The organism is uncultured Algoriphagus sp. (assembly GCF_963974365.1).
Taxonomy (GTDB): Bacteria; Bacteroidota; Bacteroidia; order Cytophagales; family Cyclobacteriaceae; genus Algoriphagus.
In genome coordinates this window covers 126,463-146,074 of the sequence record NZ_CAXBBX010000007.1, presented here as the reverse complement: position 1 = coordinate 146,074, position 19,612 = coordinate 126,463, and the positions used below count along the sequence as shown (strand labels likewise).

The 19,612-nt window shown below is 40.4% G+C and carries 13 protein-coding genes; 6 read left to right on the top strand and 7 right to left on the bottom strand.

Features of this window, described 5'->3' with window-relative positions; translation table 11 throughout:
- The first annotated feature begins 59 nt into the window (after positions 1-59).
- Positions 60-809: a DeoR/GlpR family DNA-binding transcription regulator gene (locus tag AACZ87_RS11135; RefSeq protein WP_339867179.1), complete on the top strand. Its 750-nt coding sequence runs from the start codon at positions 60-62 to the stop codon at positions 807-809.
- A gap of 202 nt (positions 810-1,011) precedes the next feature.
- Here AACZ87_RS11135 and AACZ87_RS11130 read toward each other — a convergent pair whose 3' ends face one another.
- The 4 genes from AACZ87_RS11130 to AACZ87_RS11115 all read right to left on the bottom strand — a co-directional run bounded on the left by AACZ87_RS11130 (position 1,012) and on the right by AACZ87_RS11115 (position 5,121).
- Positions 1,012-1,368 (bottom strand): heavy metal-associated domain-containing protein, encoded by a 357-nt coding sequence (locus AACZ87_RS11130; protein ID WP_339867177.1) that lies wholly within the window; start codon positions 1,366-1,368, stop codon positions 1,012-1,014.
- Positions 1,369-1,375: 7 nt separating this feature from the next.
- On the bottom strand, positions 1,376-3,589 hold the full coding sequence (locus AACZ87_RS11125) for a TonB-dependent receptor (RefSeq protein ID WP_339867175.1): 2,214 nt from the start codon (positions 3,587-3,589) through the stop codon (positions 1,376-1,378).
- A 62-nt stretch (positions 3,590-3,651) separates the two neighbouring features.
- The gene (locus AACZ87_RS11120) at positions 3,652-4,005 is read right to left on the bottom strand and encodes a hypothetical protein (RefSeq protein WP_339867173.1); all 354 of its coding nucleotides are present in this window, start codon (positions 4,003-4,005) and stop codon (positions 3,652-3,654) included.
- A 120-nt stretch (positions 4,006-4,125) separates the two neighbouring features.
- Positions 4,126-5,121, bottom strand: coding sequence for a c-type cytochrome (locus AACZ87_RS11115; RefSeq protein WP_339867172.1), 996 nt, complete (start codon positions 5,119-5,121; stop codon positions 4,126-4,128).
- 319 nt (positions 5,122-5,440) lie between these two features.
- Here AACZ87_RS11115 and AACZ87_RS11110 point away from each other — a divergent pair, with 319 nt between their 5' ends.
- On the top strand, positions 5,441-7,789 hold the full coding sequence (locus tag AACZ87_RS11110) for a patatin-like phospholipase family protein (protein ID WP_339867170.1): 2,349 nt from the start codon (positions 5,441-5,443) through the stop codon (positions 7,787-7,789).
- Between the two features lie 103 nt (positions 7,790-7,892).
- Here the strand turns inward: AACZ87_RS11110 and AACZ87_RS11105 are convergent, their stop codons facing one another.
- Together AACZ87_RS11105 and AACZ87_RS11100 are read right to left on the bottom strand one after the other, a co-directional pair.
- A complete protein-coding gene (locus AACZ87_RS11105; protein ID WP_339867168.1) occupies positions 7,893-10,337 on the bottom strand; it encodes a zinc-dependent metalloprotease in 2,445 nt (814 codons plus the stop codon).
- A 117-nt stretch (positions 10,338-10,454) separates the two neighbouring features.
- Positions 10,455-11,555 carry a glycoside hydrolase family 43 protein gene (locus AACZ87_RS11100; protein WP_339867167.1) on the bottom strand — a complete coding sequence of 367 codons (1,101 nt, stop codon included), beginning with the start codon at positions 11,553-11,555 and terminating at the stop codon, positions 10,455-10,457.
- A gap of 283 nt (positions 11,556-11,838) precedes the next feature.
- Between AACZ87_RS11100 and AACZ87_RS11095 the strand changes: the two genes are divergently transcribed.
- The 4 genes from AACZ87_RS11095 to AACZ87_RS11080 all read left to right on the top strand — a co-directional run bounded on the left by AACZ87_RS11095 (position 11,839) and on the right by AACZ87_RS11080 (position 15,322).
- Complete coding sequence (locus tag AACZ87_RS11095) at positions 11,839-12,375, top strand: gluconate 2-dehydrogenase subunit 3 family protein (protein WP_339867165.1); 537 nt, start codon at positions 11,839-11,841, stop codon at positions 12,373-12,375.
- Between the two features lie 6 nt (positions 12,376-12,381).
- Entirely contained in the window at positions 12,382-14,076 is a 1,695-nt protein-coding gene (locus AACZ87_RS11090; RefSeq protein WP_339867163.1) for a GMC family oxidoreductase, read from the top strand.
- Positions 14,077-14,145: 69 nt separating this feature from the next.
- Entirely contained in the window at positions 14,146-15,009 is an 864-nt protein-coding gene (locus tag AACZ87_RS11085) for a TIM barrel protein (protein ID WP_339867162.1), read from the top strand.
- 16 nt (positions 15,010-15,025) lie between these two features.
- Positions 15,026-15,322 carry a Dabb family protein gene (locus tag AACZ87_RS11080; protein ID WP_339867161.1) on the top strand — a complete coding sequence of 99 codons (297 nt, stop codon included), beginning with the start codon at positions 15,026-15,028 and terminating at the stop codon, positions 15,320-15,322.
- 157 nt (positions 15,323-15,479) lie between these two features.
- Here AACZ87_RS11080 and AACZ87_RS11075 read toward each other — a convergent pair whose 3' ends face one another.
- The gene (locus tag AACZ87_RS11075) at positions 15,480-19,553 is read right to left on the bottom strand and encodes a two-component regulator propeller domain-containing protein (protein WP_339867159.1); all 4,074 of its coding nucleotides are present in this window, start codon (positions 19,551-19,553) and stop codon (positions 15,480-15,482) included.
- Positions 19,554-19,612 lie beyond the last annotated feature (59 nt).

The window sequence follows — 19,612 nt, the reverse complement described above, 5'->3', positions numbered from 1 at the left end:
TAAAATTTTGCAAGTTTTTGCTGTTTTCATTAGTTTCCCAAACTGAAAGAATTTATTCCATGCTGAAAGAAGAAAGACAGAAATATATTTTGGATCAGGTGCACCTGCATCATCGGGTTTTATTAAACGATTTGTCAGACTCGTTAAATGTGTCAATTGACACGGTGAGGCGTGATGTGAAAGAGTTGGATGCAGAGAAAAAGCTTAAGAAAGTTCACGGTGGGGCTACTTCATTTGGCTTTATGACTTTTACCAAGGATGACGGAAATATCTATTTGAAGTCGAAGAAAATATCGATTGCTGAGAAAACTGTTTCCTTACTTTCTGATGGGCAGGTGATTTTAATGAGCGGAGGAACGACTAATATGGAAGTAGCTAAGTTAATTCCTAAAAAGTTGGTTCTGACGGTTTTTACTCCTAGTCTACATGTGGCCATGGCTTTGCTGGATCACGAGAATGTGGAGGTGATTTTTCTTGGTGGTAAATTATTGCACGATGCAAAATTTGCAGTGGGAGGTACAGTCGTAAATGCGCTTTCTCAACTTCGCGTGGATTTGTGTATTCTTGGTACCGGCTATTTGGATGCGAAATTTGGCCTGACGGAATTTGACTGGGAAGTGATACAAGTGAAGCAGGCGATGATCCGAGCCGCGAAAAAGACAATAATTTTAACAGTTTCAGACAAGCTCCATTCTGTTCAGAAATACAAGACTTGCGATATGAGTGCCGTTCATACTTTGGTCACTGAACTCGATCCTTCAGATCCATTATTGGATTCGTTTAGGCCATTTGAGTTGGTGCTGGTTTGAGTATTTAGTTTGTCTAAGAATAAATTGTTGTTTTATAAACAACCTCGAAGAGTTGATGTGATTTTAGATAGTTAACCCTTACAGATTTTTTCAAAAACCCTGAAAGAGTGATATCCTATTGAGTCTTCCAAGGATTCTCCGTGAACTTGAGCGGTTAAAAACCACAAAAAAAGCTTCCCATTTCTGAGAAGCTTTCGATTACTTAATTATCTTTTTTATGAGGGATGTCGTCATCATGTGCGCCGTCTTTGCAGCATTCGTCAAGCTTAGCATATGCTTTTGGGTCGCGCTTTAGTGAGTCTGCATTGTACCCAACCATTGTTATGCGTTTTCTAAGCTTGTCCGGATCTGTCTTCGAATCCAGGTAGGCAATGTTCAGCACCTTGGTTTCCAAATCTAAGTTCACAGATTTAACTCCTTTTTCGAAGGTTAAATCCTTTTCCAATGTTTCCTTACACATCTCGCAGATAGCAGATGTTTTGATACCAATAGTTTTTACTTGAGCTTGTGCAGCAAATGCAAAAGCAGCGATAAAGAAGATTAAGATTAGCTTTTTCATTATTTCGTTAGTTTATTTTATATCTGATACCTGTATATATAACCCGGCCAGCGATTGGCCCCCAGGTCATGGAAGCATCGAAGTTCTGGCCAAATGGATTTTCAGGATCTATTATAGGATTTGATTGTTTGAAGTTTAATATATTTTCTCCGCCTAGATAGATGCTACCCCAGCGAAAACCTCGGCTGATTTGGGCATTTAGCATAAAGAAATCCGGAGATTCACTGGGCTGCTGAAATTCTACAGGACTTTCGCTTGTATTTGGTATCCGCATCGGACCATTCCAGTTCACGGTCATGTCAGCTTTCCATTTGTCATACAAAGTCGCATAAGATAAGTTAGCAAATACCCGGTCACGACTAGTAAGAGGCATTTGCTGCAATACCCCATTTGTGGTCATCATCATTTCATAATGCTTGTAGGCAGCTTTTGCTTCAAGCCTTTCGGTGATTGGATAGTTAGCTTCTATCTGGAAACTATTGGCATAAGAACCTCTATGCAGGTTATTAATCACAAGTAATTCTGAACTGACATCTCGATCATAGACCAGTTGATTGATGAAATCTGTGTAGAAATAATCTGCAACAATTCCCAGGGGCCGATCATCGATCATAAAACTACCTGCCACACTCACGCCTGTATTCCAGGATTCTTCGGGTTTCAATTCAGCATTGAAAACCAATTCTCTTGCTGATATCCATACCGAACTGTTCTCCATTAAAGCATTCGGCGTACGGTATCCTTTTCCTACAGACCCTCTCAGAGTCCAGTTTGGGATAAACTCCCACCTGGCATGAACTCTAGGAGTGAAGTATGTGCCAAAGAGATTATGAAAGTCAGTTCTCGCGCCGGCTACTACAGTGATACGATCGTTTGGAATGAAGTTATATTCGAAGAAAAGACCCGGTACTTTTTCAGTTCTGTACATGGCAGTATCAAGTCCCGTCAGAGAATTGGAATCAAAGGTTTCTTCAAAATCATCGTATAGAAAACTTGCTCCGGTTTTGTATTGATGAAAGCTTGATCCAAGTACATTTTGATAAATGAAGTTTCCATAGGCTGTCTTTTCTATGCCTTGGTAGATTCTTCTTCCTGCTCCGCCATTAAAATCCTGATAAGAAAGGGAGTATTGAAATCCCCAACTCTGGGTCGGTTTATCGGGATAGATCATTCCCAATTTCCCAAAAACCTCAGCTTTTCTTGTGTCCATCTCATAGCCATACATACTACTAGTGGATAAATCGCTATTGAAATCAAAGCCTTTTTGTCCACCTGCATTATCTGACATAAATAAATTGACGCCGATTTGAGCCATTAATCTATCACCTTCATATTTGTAGCGATTCAGAAAGTTTAGCTGTCTAGCTTTTGGAAGATCCATAAAACCGTCGTCATTTCCATCGATTTCTGAGCTCAAATTACTTGCATGAAACATGACACCTGAGCTCCATTTTTCCGAGATAGGAATCTGATGATTTGCATTGATTTCCATTCTGCCAAAGGAATTTAGGTAGCCATTGAGGTACCAAGTATCCATGGATTCTGGTTTGAAAAGATCCACGTTGATCTGCCCAGTCATGGATTCGTAGCCGTTGATTACTGTGCCTGCTCCTTTTCCTACATCGATAGATTGAATCCAGGTGCCAGGGACGAAATTCATTCCAAGTCTGGAGTTTAAACCACGGATATTCGGGATCCCTTCTCTGCTAATAAGGACGTAGCGGCCATCCAAGCCCATCATCTGGATCATTTTGGTACCAGTGACTGCATCTGCATAGGATACATCCACCGAGGCATTGGTCTCAAAACTCTCAGAAAGATTGCAGCAGGCAGCTTTCTGGAGTTCATTTTCCGTAATTAATATGTTGAGAAAAGGTGCTTCATCTACCACCGATTCGGATCTTGCACGAACGGTCACACCTTCAAGTGCTTCGCCACTTTCTTGAAGAGTGATGAGCATTATTTGGTTGAAAACAGGTGCTAAGGTGTCTGGTTCGTAGCCAATATAGGTGACGACCAATCGGTCAGCAGGTACTATATTTTCTAAATAGAAGTTACCATCCAAATCAGTAATAGAACCTTGTTCTTTGTCAAGAAGCTTGATGCTTGCCCCGATGAGAGGTTCCTTGGATGCCGATTGTACCTGACCCTTGATGCTACTTTGAGCAAATAGAAGTGCTGGTGCAAGGAGACATCCTATAAATAGAATTATTTTGTTCATAAAGATTGCTTGTGTGTAAAGAAATTACAGTTCGCCGGAGGCGAATAAAAATCAAGCAGATCTTAAATTAAGAAGGATTGGTGAAGGATATTCAGATCGGGAATTGGTCGATCCGGGAATAGGTATTCTGGATTGGAAAGCTGAATAGTTTCCAGTTGGACTCCAGGTACTGTAAGTACATAGGCCAAAACAAATTCAGGAGATAACTGAATCTGGAATTGAGCTTTGCCAAAGTAATCATCTGAATCTGATGATGCATATTCATCCGTACAGCAATCAGGATCCTGGTTCATTTTGGCTCCGCAACAATCGGTTTTTTCAGGTGCGATAGAAACCTCTGTACTTTTTAGTTCATCGCCACAATAATGCGCCGCCAAAGTCAGATTGATCTGACCAGTCAGGAAAAATAGAAGCATTAATGATGAGATGAGTAATTTCATACTGTGGGCAAAGATCGGTAATTCTGTCTAAAAAGAAAAACCTACCTCCTGTACGATAAGTGAGGAGGTAGGTTTCAATTATTTTGAAATAGGTACTTATTCTGAAGATACGCTTGGAGGTGAGAACTTCACGACTTGATTCGATATAGGGTCTATTGTCTTTAGGTAGGCATAGATAGCTTTCAGATCTGCTTCTTTCATTCCGGCATACATCACCCAAGGCATTATTGTATTGAATTCTCCAGGCTGAACTTTTGGCAAATGATATCCAGAATCCAAATACTGCTTGAATTTACCAACAAACATATCCTCAGACCAACTTCCAATACCGCTTTGTTGATTCTGTGTTAGATTAGCAGATCTAACTGTAGATCCATCAGGAAAAGCAAATTCCCTACCTCCAGAGAATTCTTTTCCAGCAAGAATAGTCCCTTGAGCGTCCACAGGACTATGACACTCCATGCAAGCAGCAGCATTTGTTAGATACTTGCCATAGGCCAACTGGTCAGTCGTTGCTGGCTTAGGTTGAGGATCAGCGTCTTTTGGAATTGTTTTTAGAATGATGCTTACCGGGAAGTCAGCTTTTGAGTCTGGGATTTCATTTTCGATTGGATCCAAACTTCTGATATAAGCGATAATGTCATAAATGTCTTCAGGATCCATTTTGCCATAATATGGATATGGCATTAAGGGAAACATGGCCCTACCTTCATTAGTCACTCCTGTGGTGATGAGGCGGTATAATTCTCCATCTGTGTAATCAGAAATTCCGAATGGTGTAATATTCCTTGCATAGAACACTCCTGGAAATCCCATACTTTGATCGAACCTGTCTCCACCTGATCCAATTGTTCCCGGCTGAATTGGACCAGATAGTAAAGAAAAGTCTCTTGTAGAATGGCAGTCTACACAGACCGTCACGTGATTAGCGAGATAAGCTCCTCTTGCTACTCGGTCGGGACTGTGGTTAATGGTTAAATCTTGGGCAGGACTTACTTTAGGAAAGGTGAAGTTTACAAATGCTACTCCACAAACAATCAAAATAAGAACCACTCCAAGCAAATAAGCTACTACTTTAAAAATCTTTTTCATATAAAAATGTATTTGGTATATGAAAATTTACTGTTTATTCTAGTAACCTGATTATAAAGCAGTTAAAAAATTTTTTTTAAGAAGGAATTATTCAAAAAAATCTTGATATATTTTTAAAAGTTATTTAATCATTTCTTATTGGTTGTGTAAATGCAGGTGTTTTTTTGAAAATATTGAAATCCTCATTAAGCGATAAACTTAGGCCATTTTCCTTGGAATTGGCGAGTTTAAAATGAAATTTGAATGACAAATTTTCGAGAAATTGAAGAACGTTTTGAATAAATAGTCACAGCTTTAATCTGCATTTATCAATGCCTGTATGATTAGAATCCCTCTCACACTCTATCTGATTTTTTTAAGTATAGCTTTTAATCATGCATTTGCTCAGTCTCTTAAATCTGGAGCATCGAAAAATGATCGTCCAAAAATCGGGTTGGTGCTTAGTGGTGGTGGTGCTAAAGGTATAGCACATGTAGGTGTGCTCAAAGCAATGGAAGAGGCAGGAATCCGGCCGGATTACATCACTGGAACGAGTATGGGGGCTGTTGTAGGAGGACTTTATTCCTTGGGCTACAGTGCCGATGAATTGGAGGAAATTATTAAAGGTATTGATTGGGATTTGCTTATTTCCAATAGAGTAAATTTCAAAGGAATTGCTTTTGAGGAAAAGGAGTATTACAATAGGTATTTAGTTGAATTCCCGATTGTTAATGGTAGAATAGCTTTTCCTTCAGGTTTGATTCAAGGGCAAGTACTATCTGACGTATTACATTATTATACTTGGCAGGCAAATGCCTACGATACTTTTGATGATTTTCCTATCCCATTTCGATGTGTAGCTACTGATATTAGTACAGGTAAAGCTATCATTTTTGATCGAGGGTATTTACAAGATGCCTTGCGATCCAGTATAGCTATTCCTACTGTTTTCTCAGCTTTCGAGCTGGACAGCACCTCGGTGGTGGACGGTGGGGTGGTCAATAATTTTCCTGTGGATTTGGTACGGGAGATGGGGGCTGACATTGTTATTGGGATAAATGTGAGTGATGAGGATTTTAAGGATGCGGCAGACCTGAGCGGATTCGGAGGGATTTTGATGCAGATCGCTATGGCGCCTTCCTTGAGAATCACAAAGGAGAATATAGAAGCGACTGATATTTACATAAAGCCAGATCTTGGTATATATTCTATGGGGAGCTTTAGTTCTTATAATGAGATTTTGGAACTTGGGAAAAAGACAGGTGAGAAGTACTTTGATCAGTTTACCTTCCTATCTGACAGCCTAGGAAGAAATGATATTGTAGCCGGTTTGACATTTGAAACAGACTCAATTCAAATTGACAAAATTGAAATTTTGGGTAATACTCTTTTTTCCACCGATCTGATCAGATCGAAGATGAATATTGATGAGGGAGATTTTGTCACCAGGGAAGAAATGGAGATTGCCGTCCGTAGTATTTATGGAATGAATGGGTTTTATAAGGTGGACTATAGACTATCTCAGTTGGCGCTGAATAGATATTCTATGCAGGTACGAATCAAAGAAAAACCAAGCAATTTATTGAGTACGTCTATTCATTACGACAATCAATTTTCTGCGGGAATCCTGTTGAATTTCACTGCTAGAGAGGTTGTCGGACATAATTCCCGTGCGGTAATTCTGGCGGATATTTCGGAGAATCCTAAATTCCGGGTGGATTATTATAAGTATACAGGTGTAAAGAAAAAATTTGCATTTAATCTGCGAATGAATTACCTCCGGCAAGAACTTCCTACTTACGTTGAAGGCATAGAGGATGAGGTTCAAATAAGTCGAAATTCTCGTATTGAAGCTCAGATGATTTCCACTAATTCCCTCAAACAAGCATTCTATTTTGGAGGGATTTTTGATTCCTTCACTTCTAAATTTAGATTTTTATCAAGCTCTCCTGAGGGGTTGAAAAATGGCAGACAAAGCTATTTTGGTACCAGATTCAAATATTACAGAAACTCTCAAAACGATAGGAATTACCCTACTAGAGGTGCTGAGGCATTATTGGAAACTACACTCCATTTTAAAGATTGGTTGGCTATCAATCTAACTCCAGGAACTGATACATTATTTCTTGATTCAGATATAGGGAAAATACCATTTCCAAAAGATGAATTTGAGCAGTATGTCGATGGGTTGGTTCCCAATTCCTACCTCTCAGTTTATGGGAAATATTCAAAATTTCTAAGGGTAAGTTCTAAAGTGCAATTTCATCCAGAATTTGCAGCAGGATTAACTCTATCTTCAGAAGATGCTAGCAAAGTGTTCACAGATTTCTTTATTGGTGGGTATCAAAATGTGCGATTTAATGATACACGTTTTTGGGGGTTAAATTATGCAGAAGTTCAGACAGCAAATTTCATGAAGCTTGGCGCGGAATTCCAGTACATACCATTTAATAAAATCTATGTTAGAGTTGGTGCTAATTTTTTAGGATACAGCGACCAGATTCCATTTAATGAATCTAAATTTCTGAGCGATGTATTTCAGCAGGAAAGTTATCTAGGTTTTGGAGTAGATATTTCCTACCAATCGATTTTAGGACCAATCGGTGCAGGCATAGGAGGTAATAATAAGGATAGTGCTCTCCGCAGTTATATATCGATTGGCTTCTCCTTTAATTATTCGGATCGGTAGATTTAAAAATTTTTATAGAATTTAATACTCTGGTGAGTTAAAAAATAGAAAGAAGGATAAAAAATGTCATTGCCTTTCCTGAGAAAGGCAATGACAAATTAATTTATTCAGCCTCCAGCAAAGAGTCCACTAAGGCATCAATGTCACGAAGGTGATTTTGAACAATACCAGCGCTGTATCTAGAACTGGCTGCTCTAGCAGAACGTTGAATGGTTTTTAATTCTGCGCGAACGGCTGCACTGACGTCAGATCGACTTCTTGCATCCTGAGACATTAGTGAAGCTAGACGCTCCACATGAGCACGCTGGAGATTTCTTCGGAAAGCATCAATTTCTTTTGAGCCAGAAAGCTCTGACCAGATGCCTTTTCTCAAATCAGCTAACATTTGAGTCATAGAATAGGCAGAAGAACCATTCAAAGCCTCATTTTCTATCATACGCTCCAGTCTGTCCATTCTCAATACACTGCTGAGCAATCTTGATTGAAGACTTCCGATTGCGGAGATTGCACCGCTAGGCTCTATGTTATTCAAAATTTCTTTTTGAAGTAACCAATCAGGTGTAGTAAATACATTTTCATTCAAAAACTTCATTGCATTTACCTGTTCAGCTTTGGGAGTTGGGGTATAAGTAACTCCTGATTGATCTGTAGTTTTTAATTGCTCATACACACCACCAATATTGGTTACCACATGATTTGCAAATCGACTCCAGACACCTATCATTTCTCCATACAATTCTTCCAAATCACCATAGCCTTCGCCATCTGTAGCTGTCCATTTTGCAAGATTTGGAGCAACAATTTTCAAGTTTGCCAAACCATAAGTACTGGCTTTGATCGCATCATCACCCACGGATTCAGTTTGAGAACTTGGATCATAAGAATTACCTCCACTAAAAAGGTACATCGGGTCACCAGCTTTTTCTCTAATCCAGCTATTCAATATTGGTTTCTCAGCTTCTGGGGAATTTGCATTTGGAATATATCTATAGCCCCAATTAATCGCATAATTGTCATATGGGCCGAGCATTCTTACCCAGCGCACACCTTCATCACCCGGCTGAGCAACGTAATTATATCTGGTATAATCCATGATGGTTGTTGCCAATCCCCATTTTTGGGTGAAGGTAGCAGAACGTAAAGAATCAGTAGGATAGGCATAGGATGCTTTCATATTATGTGGCAATCCTAGTGCGTGACCGATCTCATGGGAAATTACTCTTCTCATCATTTCACCGATTTCTTCCTCTGGTGTATCGAGAGTTCTTGCTGCAGGATTTGCAGCTCCGGTTTCCAGCATGTAGCGGTTTCTATACGAGCGCAAGTGGTTGTGATACCAAACGATATCACTTTCGATGATTTCCCCGGAGCGAGGATCAGAGACGCTTGGTCCCATGGCATTTCGGGTGGTTGTAGCTACGTAGCGAACAGTAGAGTAACGCGCATCTTCTGCACTCCAATCTGGATCTTCCTCTTTTGTTGGAGCATCTTTTGCAATTATTGCGTTTTTGAAACCTGCCGCTTCAAATGCTACCTGCCAGTCTTCGATACCTTGGCGGAAATATGGTCTCCATTTCTCAGGAGTTGCTGGATCCAAATAGTATACGATTGGTTTTACAGGTTCTACTAATTCTCCTTTTGCATACGCTTCGGGATCTTTTGGCTCCAGTCTCCACCTTCTGATGTAAGTCTTTTCATCCGATTTTAGAGCTTCGGAACCATAATCAATCTGGCGAATTGTAAACCATCCCACACGCTGATCATACAATCTTGCCTGCATTGGATTCTCAGGAAGAAGGTACATGGATTGACTCATTTCCATAGAAATAGTGCCTGATCTAGAGTTGGATGGGGGAGTTGAAGCGTTGTATGTCATATCATGACGCACCTCTATGTTTTCAGGATAGCTGGCCATCCGGGTGATAAAACTTCTTTCTCTGTCCAGATTTCTGACTTGATATTCTTTCCGCATCGAGGAAGAAAGTCCACTGAGGGCAGGAATATCAGAAAGAAACAAATCCGTCACTTCTATAAGTGCAGCAGTAGAGTCATTATTGAAGGCTTCAATCTTGAAGGATGCCAAAATCGGATTATAATTATTGGCTTCGACAGACAAAAAAATCGGCAAAGAGTCCGCAGCTACATTGTCAAAAGAGATAGATCTAAGGATAATACTGTTTTGAAGTCTAGTCCAATGAATCACCTGTTCATTAGACTTAGAACCAGCCGTAGTATATCCGCCCCCAAGACCATCTGCTAGTTTGGATATCCGGCTTACGAGTAGCATGTCCTTATCAAATAAATCAAAGGGTACTTCGAAATAGTGTTTATTGTCTATGATATGAGACTTAAAAAGACCATCATCAGAAATAGCGTCATCAGATATGATTTCACTATACTTTTTGAAAGGACTTTTTTTGCTAGACTTAGCAGATTGATTTTGTGGAGCAGGTTCCTCCTTCGGATTCCTCTTATTCTTTTTCTGTGCAAAGCTAGCTATGCTTAGCATCATAAGAATGGCAGTGAGTAGTGTAGTGGTTTTTCTCATTTATCTCTGAATTGGTTTTCAGAAACAAAGTAGGGGAAGGCTCAAAAAAATAAAAGGAGTCATTTTCGGTGACTCCCTTTTCATAGGATGAAGGGTTAGATCTTGGTTTTACTTTCCCTACTTCATTGGACTTATTGTCTGAATACTGCCATCTGCCAAATGAGTCAGTGGCGCAACTTTAATGTTTCTAAGGTGAGTTTTTCCAGAAAGCTGGGTGTCATGGTAATAGATAAACCAACTACCGTCCACTTCTACTATAGAATGGTGATTTGTCCAGCCGTCGACTGGATTTAGGACTACTCCTTGGTAGGTAAATGGTCCGTATGGATCATCTGAAGTGGCATAGGCAATAAAGTGTGTATCACCTGTAGAATAAGATAAATAGTACTTATCCATGTACTTATGAATCCATGCAGCTTCGAAGAATCTTCTGTCATTGTCGCCATTCAACAGTGGATTTCCGTTCTCATCCAAAATCTTAATTTCCTTTGGAGTCTCTGCAAACTGCAGCATATCGCCACTCATTTTTGCCACGATAGGTCCTAAAGCCGGTTCGTTATCTGCAGGAAGTCCGTCCGTAGGGGCAGCTCCTTTATCATCGAACTTATTGTTTCTATATTTCTGTAATTGTCCGCCCCAGATTCCTCCAAAGTACATGTAATAAGATCCATCGGAATCCTCGAATACCGAGGGGTCAATGCTGTAACTTCCTTTGATAGATTCAGGCTGAGCGGTGAATGGACCTATTGGAGAATCGCCTACTGCCACACCAATTTTGAAAATATCCTTATCATCTTTTGCAGGAAAGTAGAGGTAGTATTTACCATCTTTCTCTGCTGCATCCGGTGCCCAAAGTTGTCTTTTGGCCCAAGGAATATCATCTGCTCCCAATACTTTTCCATGGTCAATGATTTTACCTGAAGGAGAATCCATAGAATAAACATGGTAATCCATCATGTTGAAATGTGCGCCAAGATCATCTTCGGGTACATCTGATTCCACATCATGAGATGGATAGATGTAGATTTTTCCATCAAAAACATGGGCAGAAGGATCTGCTGTGTAGTGATCAGAAATTAAGGGTTGGGAGAGGTAGTTGGATGTGGTATCCACCACATCTGCTGCTGTAGCGATTTCGGTGGTTTCTGTAGGTTTGCTACAAGATGCAACTGCAAATAGGGTGCAGTATACAGGTAAATACATCAATAGGTTTTTCATGTGTTTGTTTTTTAATGGTCAGATGGAATCTCGCATTAGTACTCGTTAATCCGGAAGGAGTAGTAGGTTCTGCTCGATTTCATAAATAGGTTTGATTGTTGAATTGACTTTGAATATAGAGTGAAAAATTCGGTTTTGAGCAATATTATGCTGAAGCATAAGTGATGACGGAATATTCTTGGGAAAAATTTCCACTGATGTCTAACTCATGCCTTTGATGGATTTGATTGGTAGGATGAAATGTAAAATCCTATATTAGAACGATAATAACCCAATCAAACCTATGAATAGAAGAAACACCCTAAAAATCCTGGGCGGTACCGCCATTGGGATTGCTGGACTTGTGCTGGCTGACTGGAAGTGGCAGCTGCTCGATGGCTTGAGTCACGAAGGCTTTTTCACAGCAAAAGAAGAAAAGCTGATATCCAGCATCGCTGATACCATCATCCCGGAAGGACTTCCCGCTAATATACCCACTCCAGATTCCAAGCCAATTGGTGCGTTAAGCACAGGAACTGATATTTACCTGATGCAGGTGTTTGAGCATTGCTATGAAAAGGAAGATCAGGATAAAATCAAGCTTCAGCTAGCATCTCTGGATGAGAAGGGATTTTTGAAAGCTAATAAAGAAGAGCGGGAAGCCATTTTAATGGCGTTGAATTCATCAGAAAGTGAAGCTGAAAGTGAGTTTTTTGAGTTGATGAAACGAGAGACGATCACAGGTTTTACCACAGTGAAAGAAGTATTGGTTGACTATAGAAACTATAAAGTGGCACCTGGATACTACCATGGATGCGTTGATTTACCTGCCCAAACCTAACCTGTGATGTTACAAGATTCAAAAGAGAAAAGAACCTACGATGCAATCGTCATAGGATCAGGCGCTAGCGGTGGCTGGGCTGCTAAAGAACTTACAGAAAAAGGCCTGAAAACGCTCGTGCTTGAACGAGGAAGAATGGTCAAGCATATTGAGGATTATCCCACCGCATCCAAAGCTCCGTATGACTTTGAGTTTCGAGGAGCAATTCCTGTTGAAAAACGCGCTGGAATGGGTGGCGGACGCTGGTTGCGAGAGGAAACCGCACATTGGGCATTGGCTGACGATGAGCAACCGATTATTCAAGAGAAGCCATTTCGCTGGTTTCGTGGATATCACGTAGGAGGGAAGTCCCTACTATGGGCTAGAGCTACACAGCGATGGAGCGATTTTGATTATGAAGGTCCCGTTCGTGATGGTTTTGCAGTGGATTGGCCGATTCGATATAAAGACTTGGAATCTTGGTATACCTATGTGGAGAAATTCGCAGGAATAGCGGGCAGCAAGGATGGGCTTGCCGAGCTTCCTGATTCGGAGGTGATGCCAGGCTTCGAGCTGAGTTGCATTGAGAATTACTACAAAGAGCAACTGGCTTCCAATTTCGACAATCGCTATTTGATTCAAGGTCGCTGTGCCCATTTGACTGATCCGCAGGAAATCCATAGACAACAAGGTCGAAACAAATGCCAGCATCAAGCGATGTGTAATCGCGGTTGCGTCTATGGAGGCTATTTCTCTGCTAATGCTTCTACGTTGCCTTGGGCAGAAAAGACCGGAAATCTTACGGTGCGTCCTGACGCAGTGGTGGAATCCATTATTTATGACGATGCCAAAGGCAAAGCCACAGGAGTTAGAATAATAGATAGAAATACCAAGGAGGCAATTGAGTTTTATGCAAAAATCATTTTTGTAAATGCCTCTACAATAGCCTCAAATGCTATTTTACTCAATTCTAAATCTTCCACATTTTCAGAAGGGATAGGAAATGCAAACGGTCTGATGGGGAAATTCCTCGCTTGTCATAACTATCGTGGAAAAGGAAATGCAAGCTTCGAAGGCTTTGCTGATAAATTCAATGATGGCAGAAATCCTGGTCATGCCTATGTGCCGAGATTCAGAAATGTATTTAAGCAAGACACTGATTTCCTTCGGGGTTATTCGATTGGCATGTCTGGAGGGAGAGGTTTAGGCTCGGATACCAGCATGATTGGGGATGAACTTCGCGATAATCTTCTCAATCAAAAGTACGGAATCTGGCACATGGCTGCATGGATGCAAGGAGAGACGGTTCCGGTCGAGGATAATCACGTGCGACTAAGCACTGATATGGTAGATAAATACGGAATTCCACAAATTATACTTTCTGTAGAGTGGAAAGAAAATGATGATAAGATGGTGGCAGATTTCGTGGAGCAACAGACACTGATGTATGAGAAAGCTGGATTTACCAATATTAAAGTTGAAGATTCACATTCAGATCCAGGTTCCGATATTCATGAAATGGGCGGAGTTCGGATGGGACATGATCCCAAAACTTCACTTTTGAATAAATACAACCAGCTGCATGAATGCAAAAATGTCTTCGTGACTGACGGAGCGTGTATGACGAGTACGAGTACTCAGAACCCAACCTTGACTTTTATGGCATTGACAGCTCGTGCTGCTAATTTTGCTGTGGATGAGTTGAATCGACAGAACCTATAAAAAGAATTCATGAATTCTAGGTTTCAAGCTAATCTTCCAATATTTCAATTATCCAATTCTATAATTAAAATGAAAAAACTTATACTAATTCCACTTGTCCTTTTGATGCTGGGAATAGCTCCTTTAGCATGTTTTGGACAGAAAAAAGGAGATCCACTTCTGCAGGTGCCCCTAGGTGTACAGTCTTACTCTTTCCGGAATCACTGGGCTAATGGAGTGGAATCTACTTTGGATATTATTCAGGAAATGGGTTTTACTGAACTGGAAGGTGGAGCGCCAAGAGGAACTTCGACAGCGGAGTTTCTTACCCTTTGCTCAGCCAGGGGCATCAGTATTCCTTCTACAGGAACCAGTTTTGAAGCCTTGGAATTAGATCCTCAGAAAGTTGCTGACCAAGTAAAAGAATTGGGTGCCAAATACGTGATGGTGGCTTGGCTGCCTCATAATGGAGATTTCACCAAAGCAAACGCAGATCGAGCTATCAAAGCTTTCAATGAGGGAGGTAAAGTCTTAGCAGAAAATGGAATCACGTTTATGTACCATGTCCATGGCTATGAATTCCAGCCTTACGAAAAAGGAACGTTGTTCGATTATATCGTGAAAAATACTGACCCGAAATACGTTTCCTACCAAATGGATGTAATGTGGACTCATTTTGGTGGAGGTGATCCAGTTGCTTTGTTGAAAAAATATGGCAAGAGGTGGGTTTCACTACACCTGAAAGACTTCAGAAAAGGGGCTCCAAAAGATATGACAGGATTGACTGGACCAGAGAATGACGTGGTGCTCGGAACTGGCGAATTGGATCTTCCTGGCATCCTTCGGGAGTCCAATAAGATTGGCATCAAGCACATGTTTATAGAAGATGAAAGTGACGAAGAGCTGGAGAATTTGCCTAGGAGTATCGCTTATTTGAAAAGCTTAACCTACTAATGACTAGTATTGGATCATGTTAACTCACTCAGTTTTCTTCAAACTTAAATTCCCCAAGGGATCTTCGGAAGAACTTGAATTTCTTCGTGCAGCTGCTAAGCTAGAGAAAATACCGGGTGTTCAGAATTTCAGGCCTTTACGTCAGCTTAGTTCCAAAAATGACTTTGATTATGGCTTGACTATGGATTTTGACGGTCAGGAAGAGTATGATAGTTATAACCAGCACCCTGAACATAGGGAATTTGTAAATGCCAATTGGGGAAAATGTGTAGCTAATTTTATGGAGATAGATTACGAGGAAATGGTTAGGTGAATAATAAAAAGTGCTTTCTGATTTTGCTGGTGTAAATTCGGTGTTTTGAAAAGACTTAGTTGGTCTTAGGCGATATGGCATGCCTTCTCTAGTCGAGGAGTAGTATCCGAGATTTAATTGGTGTCCTGAAATTGTAAAATCGAATTAATTATTGAGTTTAGAGTACTTCATTTTCTTTGACTTCAGAAGGCAAATAGCCAAACTGCTCCTTAAACAACTTCCTGAAATGCTTGGTGCTGGTAAAGCCGACTTCATAGGCAGCTTGAGCTACTCCAAGATTTTCCTCTTTTATCAGTAAGGCAGCTTTTGAGAGTTTCACTGTGCGGATGTATTGATTGATATTTTGACCGGTAAGCGCCTTTAGTTTTCTAAAAAGTGAGGTTCTGCTCATTCCCATTGCTTGCGAGATGGTATCTACATCGGTGGTATGCTGGGAGATCCCGGCTAGTATATGCTTCTCCAGTTCTTTTAAGAATGTCTTTTCCCTATTAATAGCGAATTTTTCTGAAGGACTAAGATTAGTATCCTGCTGGTCTTTGCCCAAATAATAGGATCGGATTCTGATTTTTGAGTCAAGCAGATTTCTAATTCTGGATTTTAGAATTTGGCCATTAAATGGTTTAGTAATGTAGTCATCTGCTCCTTTTCCAAAACCTGAAGTAATGCTTTCGGTGCTGTCTTTTGCAGAAAGTAAGATTACAGGAATGTGGGTAGTTCCCTGCCTTTCTTTCAAAACCCCACATAGATCAATCCCATTTTTCTCAGGCATCATAATATCCGTGATGATCAGGTCCGGTATGAATTGGGTCGCTTTATCAAGCCCTTTCTGACCGTCATTCGCATAGATGATATCATATTCCTCGCCCAGTAAGTTGTTCAGATAGTTAAGTATCTGCGGGTTGTCATCTATGATCAAAAGTACCTCTTTGTCTTCTTTCAGATCAAAATTGACGGTGGAGTGTAGTTCTGCTGGCTCCTGCTCTGGTATCCATTCATGATTCCCCGATTTCTCAGCAGTAATAGAAATGATTTCATTTGCTTTTTTTGGAATCAAAATCGAAAAAGTACTACCCTTTCCAGGGTCGCTAAGTAAGCTGATTGATCCTTTGTGATCCTCTACCAACCTTTTGGTAAGTGCTAAGCCTATTCCAGCTCCCTGCTCTTTTGTGTTTTCTCCACTTTGATAATACCAGTTGAATATTCTTTCTTGATCTTCAATTGGGATTCCTGGACCATTGTCACTAACACTTAATTCGAAATGGTCAGTTTTTTCTTGAATTGTGACGAGGATTTGATCTTTTGCCTGGCAATATTTTAATGCGTTTGAAAGCAGATTATTGAAAATGATGTGAAGTTTTTGAAGGTCAACAGTTGCCAGAAAATCGGTCTTCGGCAGTTCATGACTAAGTTTTATTCCTTTATGACGGGCAAGTGGTTGGTATTGCTCAATCCACTGTTTTAATGGCCTGACGATAGATTGGGGCTTAAGGTTAATTTCATTTACATTGAGTTCAGCATTTCTGAATTCCAGTAGTTTGGAAATCATCTCATGAAGATACTTCGCGTTTTTTTGCACCAATTTCAGGCCTTTGAGATGCTTTGAATTTTTGATTTCCAATAGCAAATCTTCTATCGGAGCGATGATAAGTGTTAGTGGTGTTTTTAGCTCGTGTGAAAAACCAGTAAAAAACTGCACCCTTTCTTCATTAAGTTCATGCTCTAACAGTCTTTGCTTTTTTTCGAAAAGGAGCGAATTTTTCAGTCTTAATCTTTCCGCGTAGTACCGCATTCCGATGGAGATCAAGGATACAAGCAAAATAATGTAGAGTAAATACGCTGGCCATGTTTTCCAAAAAGGTGGTGCAATGACGATTGCTAGTTGATTTTCGGATATGTCTCTGGTGCCAGAACTTGCCTTCACTTTCAAAACATAGTCTCCAGGCGGTATATTACTTAGATTTGCCGTGCCAGTATGGTTAGTCTCTATCCACTGACTGTGAAATGGCTCAAGTTTATAAGCATAGCTCACATCCTTTCCAACTGGGAATTTGAGCGCTACAAAGTCAATAGAAATCAAACTTTGATCATGGTCTAGTTTCAGTTCTTTAAGGTAAGGGAGGCTTCTACTGAGCTGAAAGTTTTCAGCATTGCTTTTTACTGGCACCTTTTTGTTTAATAACCTTAAATCTGTGAAAATAAGTGGGTAGGAGGTTTTTAGTTGGTTTTCCAAAGTCACGGGATTGAAGACATTAATGCCTTTATTCCCTCCCATGTATACTTCTCCTGACTGAGTGACCAAGGAAGCGCCGATGTTAAATTCACTTTGTTGAATGTTATTGTAAGGATTGAGATTTCCAATTGTATTCGTCTTCGGATCGAAATAGCTGATGCCGCGATAGGTTCCAAGCCAGATTTGACCATCTTTTCCTTTTGTCAGACTGTTGATAGAATTATTGCTGAGCCCATCTTCATCTGTAAAAAGAGTGAATTTTTTACTTTTTGGGTTTAATCTGATCAATCCTTCATACCTACTTCCGGCCAGCACGTCGCCATCATCTAGAACCTCAATTCCAAAAACTACTTCCACAGGAAATCCGGGAATAGTTTTTTCATTGAAGAGCTCCTGCTCGCCTGTGAGGTAATTGTATCGGATTATACCTTCACCGAATGTTGCCAGCCAGAGGTTGCCCAATTCATCTTCAGCGATATCTCTTATATCAATTTTCCCAAGTTGCTTTACGTAGTCAAAATCATCAATTGGAGGATGGTAGCGATATAATCCACCTCGATTCGTGCCTACCCAGATCTGGCCATTTTTTCCCTCAAAAATTTTGCGCACATCATTCCCATCTTCCTGATTACCCTGAAGGTAGTGCTTGCTTTTACCTGATTCAGGGTCTAGCAAGTTCAGGCCGCCTTGGTAAGTTCCCACCCAGAGATTTTTTTTACTGTCTTCCAATACAGAGATGATGTAATTGTTGGAAAGACTTTGCGGGTTGGCTGGATCATGAACGTAGCTATGTACTTTTTCAGTGTTGGGGAAGTAATGATCCAGTCCGCCACCATCTGTTCCTATCCATATGCTTCCATTGTTAGCTTCGGCTAATGAACCGATTCTATCATGCGAAATAGTTTGGTTTTTGGAGAGGTTTCTATGGATCAGTTTTATCGGGTCTCCTTGCGGGTTTACAAAGTTTAATCCAGTGCTTGTTCCTATCCACATATAGCCATCAGCTGTGAGCTTAAGCGCAGATACAGTCCTGTTAAATACGCCAGATCCATCTTGCCTTGATTCAAACCATTTAAGTTGTAGTGATTGATCCTGTAGGAATTGAGTCGGATTCAGAATATTCAAACCGCCATTTCGGGTGCCAATCCATAGGTTTCCCTGCTGGTCTTTTTCGAAGCAAAGCACATTACCATCACTCAATCCATTTTCAGGTGAGTTTGCTGAGTTAATTTGCAAGGTGTCTGAACTGTTGGTAATGACATGGATCCCTTCGTTTGATCCTATCCAGAGGTTTCCGGTTTCATCCGTGTAAAGTGAGTTTATGTTTGCAGGGAACTTAGGGTTTGTGCTAGATACATTACTTAGTGATTTTTGCTGCAAATCAATTTTGTCCAGCCCTTTGTCAAAATGGCCTACCCACAAAATCGAATCGCCTTGAAGGGCCAATGATGAAACTCGGGCAGAAGAAAGTGAATTAGGATTGCCGGGTGAATGCTGATAGAACGCAATGATGCTGTCAGACTTTGTGATCGCGACGCCTCCTTCATAATTAGCTATGATTTGTGCACCATTGGGATGATTGATTACATGACTTATTGAATTTTGGGATGATCCTTCTAAATGACGAAAAAAATCTTTCTTAGGATCGTATTCGCTCAAGCCTTTGTTGGTGGCTAATTGAAGATTTTGGTTTTGGCTAAGGTTTATATGTTCTATATAGTTGTTCGCGGGTCCGGAGGTAGGGTTGAGATTGCTTTTCCTGTAAACTAAAAAATCATGTCCATCGTAGCGGTTTAACCCATCTATGGTAGCGATCCAAATAAAGCCCAATGAATCTTGCTCGATGTGGTTGATGTAGTTATTGGAAAGTCCGTTTTCTACATCCAGCAAGAAAAATGTAAGATGGCTTTGATCCGAAAATATGGATTCCGAATTAAGTTTTTGTGCATAGCCCGTAAGGGAAATACAAAGAAGAGTGATGGCTATATAGATGGGTTTCATCAGTTCACAATGACGAAAAATGTATTCATAAATACCAGTATTATTCCAAGGGAAGGCGT

What these genes read in the sequence shown, in the direction of transcription:
- AACZ87_RS11135 (WP_339867179.1), top strand. Translation starts at nt 60, where the DNA reads ATGCTGAAAGAAGAAAGACAGAAATATATTTTGGATCAGGTGCACCTG.
- AACZ87_RS11130 (WP_339867177.1), bottom strand. Translation starts at nt 1,368, where the DNA reads ATGAAAAAGCTAATCTTAATCTTCTTTATCGCTGCTTTTGCATTTGCT.
- AACZ87_RS11125 (WP_339867175.1), bottom strand. Translation starts at nt 3,589, where the DNA reads ATGAACAAAATAATTCTATTTATAGGATGTCTCCTTGCACCAGCACTT.
- AACZ87_RS11120 (WP_339867173.1), bottom strand. Translation starts at nt 4,005, where the DNA reads ATGCTTCTATTTTTCCTGACTGGTCAGATCAATCTGACTTTGGCGGCG.
- AACZ87_RS11115 (WP_339867172.1), bottom strand. Translation starts at nt 5,121, where the DNA reads ATGAAAAAGATTTTTAAAGTAGTAGCTTATTTGCTTGGAGTGGTTCTT.
- AACZ87_RS11110 (WP_339867170.1), top strand. Translation starts at nt 5,441, where the DNA reads ATGATTAGAATCCCTCTCACACTCTATCTGATTTTTTTAAGTATAGCT.
- AACZ87_RS11105 (WP_339867168.1), bottom strand. Translation starts at nt 10,337, where the DNA reads ATGAGAAAAACCACTACACTACTCACTGCCATTCTTATGATGCTAAGC.
- AACZ87_RS11100 (WP_339867167.1), bottom strand. Translation starts at nt 11,555, where the DNA reads ATGAAAAACCTATTGATGTATTTACCTGTATACTGCACCCTATTTGCA.
- AACZ87_RS11095 (WP_339867165.1), top strand. Translation starts at nt 11,839, where the DNA reads ATGAATAGAAGAAACACCCTAAAAATCCTGGGCGGTACCGCCATTGGG.
- AACZ87_RS11090 (WP_339867163.1), top strand. Translation starts at nt 12,382, where the DNA reads ATGTTACAAGATTCAAAAGAGAAAAGAACCTACGATGCAATCGTCATA.
- AACZ87_RS11085 (WP_339867162.1), top strand. Translation starts at nt 14,146, where the DNA reads ATGAAAAAACTTATACTAATTCCACTTGTCCTTTTGATGCTGGGAATA.
- AACZ87_RS11080 (WP_339867161.1), top strand. Translation starts at nt 15,026, where the DNA reads ATGTTAACTCACTCAGTTTTCTTCAAACTTAAATTCCCCAAGGGATCT.
- AACZ87_RS11075 (WP_339867159.1), bottom strand. Translation starts at nt 19,553, where the DNA reads ATGAAACCCATCTATATAGCCATCACTCTTCTTTGTATTTCCCTTACG.